The following is a 6909-nucleotide window of genomic DNA, read 5'->3' as shown; positions in this document are numbered from 1 at the left end:
TCGCCGATGCCACCCCGACCGAGTATGCGACCGGTGGCTACCCCGTCGACCTGTTCGGTCAGATCAAGTACGGCCTGCGCAGCGCCCAGCAGTCGCCGCTCGAACAGCGCTGGGACGCCTGTGACCCCGATGGCGGATACCGCACACCGCAAGAGGTCATCGAATCGACGGTGCCGAGCTGGTTCGTCGGACTCGGAGTGCAGGTCGTCATCGCCGGCTCGCTGTTCGCGGGGGCATGGGCGCGCACCCGCACCCCCGCCCGGCGTCTGCCCCCTGGCACGCGAATCGCCTGACGGGAATCGCCACCTCCTGTTCACCTGGTGTGCACCCGAGGGATCCTCGGCGGCCATCCGGGGTCGCTGGTCTGGGCTGGTACCCGACTGAGTCCCGTCCGGACCGTCCTCGCGTCCCGCGGAGGCTGCCGGCCCAGCCACCCAGGAGTCCTCCATGCCCCGCATGCATCGTGCTGCGGCGGTCACGGCGGTGTGCGCGTTGAGCGCCGCCGCTCTGCTCGCCACTCCCGCCGTCGCGATCGGCGCCGATCCCGGCATCCGTCCGACCGAAGCGATCTCGGCTGCTCCGAGCCTCGTGCTGAACGAGATCGTCTACGACGACGCGGCTAGCGGCCTCGCCGATCAGGTCGAGCTCTACAACGCCGGCGCTGAGACGATCGACCTCACCGGCTGGACCATCGCCGACGAGAAGCGCGACAGCTTCGGCAAGGCGCCGGATGGCACGTCTCTCGCGCCGGGGGAGTTCCTGGTGCTCGTGAAAGACGTCGACTTCGCCTTCGGACTCGGCAAGGGCGACGAGGTCGTGCTGTTCGATCCGAGCGGCGCCGAAGCGGACTCCTATGCGTACGAGAACACCGCGCCGTTGTCGGTGTGGGCACGCTGTCCCGACGGGACGGGGCCGTGGGCACCTGCGACGACGGTCACGCCGGGCGCGCCGAACGACTGCGCGGTCGCTCCCGTCGCCGGCTCCATCGTCGTCAACGAGGTCGACTCGCAGCCGGCCGACTGGGTGGAGTTCTTCAACCCCGGCACCGCAGCGCTCGATATCTCGGGCTACGAGATCCGCGACAACTCCGACGATCACCGCTGGCAGTTCCTTCCGGGAACGCAGATCGGAGCGGGACAGTTCCTCGTCGTCGAGGAGGGGACGATCGGCCTCTCCGGAGGCGTCGAGGTGGCCTTCCGCGAGCCGATCGGCATCGGCAGCGCCGACCGCATCCGGCTCTACGACGCCTCGGGCACGATGATCGACGACACGCTGCCCTGGCAGGGCCACGCGGCGATCGACGGCGACTTCGCCGCAGCCACCCTGGCCCGCTGCCCCGACGGCATCGGGGCGTTCGTGCTCGCGCACCCGACTCCCGGTGCGACGAACTCGTGCGTCATGCCCGACGTCGTGATCAACGAGATCGAGTCGAACGGCGACACCACCGACTGGGTCGAGATCGTCAACACCGGGGCCACAGCGGTCGACCTCTCCGGCTGGACCGTGATGGACAGCGACCCGACGGGGCACGCCGCCGAGACCACGCCGCTCCCGTCCGGGACGATCCTGCAGCCGGGCGGCTACTTCGTCTTCGACCAGCCGTCGAACTTCGTCTTCGGTCTCGGCAATGGCGACACCGTGACGATCCGCGACGCGAACGGCAACACGGTCGATGAGCACGTCTACACCGCGCACGCGGCCGGCGTTCTCGCCCGCTGTGCCGACGGCATCGGGGACTTCGTCGACATCGCGGTCTCGACCAAGGGGCTGCGCAACGCGTGCGGCAACCCGGTGCGCATCAACGAGGTCGAGTCCGACGGCGGCTCACCCGACGATTGGGTGGAGCTCGTGAACCCGACGGACACCGCGCTCGATGTGTCGGGCATCGTGGTGAAGGACGACGATGACGCGCACGCCTACGCGATTCCGGACGGCACCACGATCGGAGCGGGGGAGTACCTCGTGATCGAGCGGGCTCAGCTCGGCTTCGGACTCGGCGCGGGCGATGCGGTGCGGGTGTTCGACGGCGATCTGCTCGTGGACTCGACCTCGTGGGGCGATGGCCACGCCGCGACCACCTGGGGCCGCTGCCCCGACACCACCGGCGCGTTCGCCGTCACCGCTGCTTCCACGAAGGGCGTCGCGAACGTCTGTGCCGGCGAGGTCGCCGTGGGAACGTGGCCAGGCTCCGCTGAGGTGCGCGTGGTGGACAGCATCCCGACGTTCCTCGAGGACAGCTCTGGTCTCGACGTGCAGGAGACGGCCGACGGGGCGTTCCTCTGGGCGGTCGACAACGGCGAGGGGCGCATCTGGAAGCTCGAAGCGCACGCCGACGGCTCCATCGAGAAGGTCGACGGCTGGGATGCGGGCAAGCGGGTGCGCTTCCAGAAGGATGCAGCGAACCCGGGAGCCGCAGGTCCAGACACCGAAGGCATCACGGTCGACGGAGACGGCTTCGTCTACGTCGCATCCGAGCGAGACAACAGCGCCAAGGGCGTGAACCAGAACGTGGTGCTGAAGGTCGACCCCGATGCCTCGCCCGGCGACCTCGTCGCCCAGCAGGAGTGGGACCTGACCTCGCTGCTGCCTGCGGTCGGGGCGAACCTCGGCATGGAGGCCGTGCAGTGGGTTCCGGACTCCGCGCTCGCCGGAAAGCTCTTCGACGACCGGAAGAGCGCAGCATACGACCCGAAGGACTACGCGGGACACGGGGGCGGGCTGTTCCTCGTCGCGGTCGAGGACAACGGTCATGTGTACGCCTTCGCGCTCGGCTCCGACGGCTCGGCGACGCTGGTCTCGGAGATCGCTCCCGGCCTCGCCGGAGTGATGGCGCTCGACTACGACAGCGTACGCGACAGCCTCTGGGCGGTGTGCGACGACGGGTGTCAGGGGCGCTCGGCCGAGATCACGCTGAACGGCACCGCACAGCCGGGCATCGCGCACTACGCCCGCCCGGCTGGAATGCCCGACATCAACAACGAGGGCTTCGCCACGGCGCCGGCCTCGCTTTCGGTCGACGCGCAGCGGCCGGTCTGGTGGTTCGCCGACGGTTTCGCCTCGGAGGCGCTGCGCACCGGGACGCTCCCCGGTGGTGGCGGCACTCCTGGAGGAGAGATCCCGCCGCTTCCCGGCACGGAGCTCGTCGACGGCAACCGCGGTGGTCTCACCGTCGATCCCGCGGTCGCGACGCGAGGCCAGACGGTCACGATCACCGTCGACGCGAAGGGCGCTGGCACGGACGTCGCGGTATGGATGTACTCCGATCCGACGCGTATCGCGACGGGCGCGCTCGCGGAGGGCGGCACCATCGCGGTGAGGATCCCGGCGGATGCACCGCTCGGGGCACATCGGATCGCGGTGTTCGATGCGAGCGGCGCTCTCCTCGGCTGGGCCGACATCCGGATCTCTGCGGAAGCGGGCGCAGGAGCGGGAGCAGGGGCCGGTGCAGGAGCCGGCGCAGGTGGGCTCGCGGCCACCGGATCCGAGCTTCCCCTCGCGGGTGCAGTCCTGGCGCTGCTGCTGCTCACCGCCGGCGCGGCGACGATGGGACGTCGGCGGCGCGGGGCCTGAGTCGTGAGCGGGGGTGCGATCTGCTCGTGCCCCCGCGCACCCGCGCCATCTTCCTCCAGGGGGTGCGCGCACGACGCCCGACCGACTAGACAGGGTGTGAGCGCGGGGAACCGCATGAGAGGACGTCGATGAGCATCGCATTCCTGCTGACCACGCTGGTGATCGTCGCGACGCCCGGCACCGGCGCCGTCTACTCCATCGCCGAGGGCATCTCCCGTGGGCGCAGAGCGGGCATCATCGCCGCATTCGGCTGCACGCTCGGCGTCATCCCCCACATGATCGCGGCGATCACCGGGCTGGCCGCGATCCTGAACGCCTCCGCCGTGGCATTCGAGACGATCAAGTGGATCGGCATCGCCTATCTGCTCTTCCTCGCCTGGCAGACGCTGCGCGACAAGTCGCTGATCCAGGCCGAAGAGGATCCTGCTCCGCGCTCGTCGTGGCGCGTGATCGGCACGGCGGTGCTCATCAACGTGCTCAACCCGAAGCTCACGATCTTCTTCTTCGCCTTCCTCCCTCAGTTCGTGCCGTCGCAGGCGCCGGACGCCGCCTGGCAGATGGCAGGACTCAGCCTCGTGTTCATGGCTCTCACCTTCGTGGTCTTCGCACTGTACGGCATCTTCGCCGCCACGATGCGCACCCAGGTGCTGGGGCGGCCGAGGGTCGTGACCTGGTTGCGCCGCTCCTTCGCCGCGACCTACGTGCTCCTGGCCGGACGCCTTGCGCTGGAGACCCGGTAGCGTCCCCTGCACGCGCAGTCGCTGCACGCCTCCGGGGAGGCGAGGTTCCGTGCCGTGGTGTCGGTGCCGACGCCTAGACTCGTAGGGCCATGACCGAAGCTCCTCTCATCGTCCCCTCCACAGCTGGTCCTCGCTCGTCGGGAACCCCGGGGCAGGACGATCTCCTCGCCGGCCTCAACCCTCAGCAGCTCGAGGCCGTCACCTATCGCGGCCCGGCGCTGCTGATCGTCGCCGGCGCCGGATCGGGCAAGACCAGCGTGCTCACCCGCCGCATCGCCTCGCTGCTGCGCAGCCGGGAGGCGTGGCCGAGCCAGATCCTCGCGATCACCTTCACGAACAAGGCCGCCGGCGAGATGCGCGAGCGTGTCGAAGGGCTCATCGGCGACGCTGCGCGCGGCATGTGGATCTCGACCTTCCACTCCGCATGCGTGCGCATCCTGCGTCGCGAGGCCCAGCAGTTCGGATTCACCAAGAACTTCACCATCTACGACTCCGGCGACTCGCGCGCGCTCATCAAGCGACTCGTGAAGGAGCACGAGGCCGATGCCTACGGGCTCACCCCCGCCGCGGTGCAGGGTCGCATCTCCAAGCTGAAGAACGAGCTGTCCGATGCCGAGGGCTATGCGCGTCAGGCCAACATGTCGGATCCCGCCGAGCGCGTATTCGTCGAGGTGTTCGCCGACTACCAGCGGCAGCTGCAGAAGGCCAACGCCTTCGACTTCGATGATCTGATCGGCCAGACCGTCTACCTGTTCCGCGCCTTCCCCCAGGTGGCGGACACCTATCGCCGTCGGTTCCGGCACATCCTGGTCGACGAGTACCAGGACACCAACCACGCCCAGTACGCGCTCATCCACGAGCTCACCCGGCCGGTATCGGGCGCGGGTGCGGCATCGGAGCCATATGCCTCGAACGGCATGATGATCTTCGAGCCCGACCCCGAGCCAGCACCGGGCGCCGGTGAGGCCGGGGCGTCGCTCACGGTCGTCGGTGACTCGGACCAGTCGATCTACGCCTTCCGTGGTGCCGACATCCGCAACATCAGCGAGTTCGAACGCGACTTCCCCGGAGCGAAGGTGGTGCTGCTCGAGCAGAACTACCGTTCCACCCAGAACATCCTGTCCGCCGCGAACGCCGTGATCGGCAACAACTTCGACCGCAAGGACAAGAAGCTCTGGAGCGACAAGGGCGACGGTGACGCCATCATCGGCTTCACCGGGTACTCCCAGCACGACGAGGCGCAGTTCGTCGCCGACGAGGTCGAGGCACTCCACCGCAAGGGGATGCCGTACTCGGAGATGGCCGTCTTCTATCGCACGAACTCGCAGTCCCGCGCGCTGGAGGAGATCTTCATCCGCTCCGCTGTGCCGTACAAGATCATGGGCGGCACGAAGTTCTACGAGCGCGCCGAGATCAAGGACGCGCTCGCCTATCTCGTCGCTGTCGCCAACCCCGCCGACGAGATGTCCGTCCGCCGCATCCTCAACAAGCCGCGGCGCGGCATCGGCGATGTCACGGAGACGGCGATCGCCCGCTTCGCAGAGGAACACGGGATCTCGTTCCGAGACGCCCTGTCGCTTCCTGGCCAGCTCGGCGTCGGCCCGAAGATCCAGGCCGCGATCGCGCAGCTCGACGCGGTGCTCGCCGAAGCGACGGCGATCATGCTGCCGGCGACGGGCGAAGTGCCGCCACCCACCTCGGTGGCCGATGGGCTCAGCCTGCTGCTGTCGAAGAGCGGCTACCTCGACGCGCTGCGAGCCAGCCGCGACCCGCAGGACGAGGCACGCGTCGAGAACCTCGACGAATTCGTCGCCGTCACGCGCGACTTCGCCCGGAACAACCCCGAGGGCACCATCACCGACTTCCTGACCGAGGTCGCCCTGGTGTCCGACGCCGACGATCTCGACGACGAATCCGGCTCCGTATCGCTCATGACGATGCACACCGCCAAGGGCCTGGAGTACGACGCGGTGTTCGTCACCGGCGTGGAGGAAGACCTCATCCCGCACCGCATCTCGGCGGGAGAGCCCGGAGGGCCGCAGGAGGAGCGTCGACTGTTCTACGTGGGGATCACCCGCGCCCGCAAGCGCCTGCACCTGTCCTTGGCGATGACCCGCGCGCAGTTCGGCGAGGTCACGGTCGCGATGCCCAGCCGCTTCCTGCAGGAGATCCCCGCGAACCTGATCGACTGGCGGCAGTCTCCGGGCGACGTCAACTCGCGCGGCGGGATGCAGTCGCGTGCGCTGAACGCCCGTCGTCAGGGCGGTTTCGGCGGATCGGGCTCCGGAGATCGCTTCGCGGTGAAGTCGTTGCCGGGGCGAGACTCCTTGAAGCCGCTGTCGACCGCCATGGACAAGTTCCCCAACAGAGTCACGGCCAAGATGCGCGACAACGGCGACCTCGAACTCGCCGCGGGCGACCGCATCCGTCACGTCGACTTCGGTGAAGGACGGGTGGACGCGGTGACCGGCGAGGGCGCGAAGCGCATCGCTCACGTGCGGTTCGACTCGGCGGGACAGAAGAAGCTCCTCATCAAGGTCGCGCCGATCGAGAAGATCTGACCCCGTCCCGGTGCGCCCGCGTCGGCGGAGCATCGGGA

3 protein-coding genes and 1 pseudogene are annotated in these 6909 nt (G+C 68.8%); all 4 read left to right on the top strand.

Annotation, left to right across the window (positions count from 1 at the left end):
• Positions 1 to 293 (top strand): annotated as a pseudogene (locus DSP71_RS24135) (ABC transporter permease); the annotation flags it as partial.
• A 154-nt stretch (positions 294 to 447) separates the two neighbouring features.
• The gene (locus tag DSP71_RS16710; protein WP_113681639.1) at positions 448 to 3570 is read left to right on the top strand and encodes a lamin tail domain-containing protein; all 3123 of its coding nucleotides are present in this window, start codon (positions 448 to 450) and stop codon (positions 3568 to 3570) included.
• A 128-nt stretch (positions 3571 to 3698) separates the two neighbouring features.
• A complete protein-coding gene (locus tag DSP71_RS16705) occupies positions 3699 to 4310 on the top strand; it encodes a LysE family translocator (RefSeq protein WP_046748806.1) in 612 nt (203 codons plus the stop codon).
• 89 nt (positions 4311 to 4399) lie between these two features.
• Positions 4400 to 6871: an ATP-dependent helicase gene (locus tag DSP71_RS16700; RefSeq protein ID WP_058632660.1), complete on the top strand. Its 2472-nt coding sequence runs from the start codon at positions 4400 to 4402 to the stop codon at positions 6869 to 6871.
• Positions 6872 to 6909: the final 38 nt, after the last annotated feature.

The sequence above is a fragment of the Microbacterium sp. H6 genome, from assembly GCF_003314775.1.
Taxonomy (GTDB): Bacteria; Actinomycetota; Actinomycetes; order Actinomycetales; family Microbacteriaceae; genus Microbacterium; species Microbacterium oxydans.
The sequence above is the reverse complement of the archived record's forward strand: the minus strand, read 5'-3'. Positions and strand labels throughout refer to the sequence as shown.